This is a genomic window from Flavihumibacter cheonanensis (genome assembly GCF_022352215.1).
Classification (GTDB): domain Bacteria; phylum Bacteroidota; class Bacteroidia; order Chitinophagales; family Chitinophagaceae; genus Flavihumibacter; species Flavihumibacter cheonanensis.
The window spans coordinates 1-288 of sequence record NZ_JAKRWF010000098.1; the positions used below are offsets into that span (position 1 = coordinate 1).

Annotated in this window: 1 protein-coding gene; it reads left to right on the forward strand. The window is 50.3% G+C overall.

Translation table 11 applies throughout. From position 1 onward, the window contains the following. Nucleotides 1-288, forward strand: a 288-nt coding sequence (locus tag MD536_RS21270; protein WP_239603801.1) for a transposase, incomplete at both ends; no start/stop codon positions are given.

The following is a 288-nucleotide window of genomic DNA, read 5'->3' on the forward strand; positions in this document are numbered from 1 at the left end:
GCTTGCTACTCAGCCCGAGTTTCATGACAAGGATGTTGTTTTGCAGAGCGTTAAAGGCGTTGGACCCATCTTTAGTGCAACTTTACAGGGTGATCTCCCAGAGTTGGGCATCTATTCGCATAAACAAATTGCTGCATTGGTCGGCGTCGCACCCTTCAATAAAGACAGCGGTGGCTTTCGGGGTAAACGACGGATCAAAGGAGGTCGTTCTGGCGTGCGCTCCACGCTCTACCTGGCAACTTTATCTGCTGCTCAACACAATCCAGTGATTAGGGCCCATTATCAGCA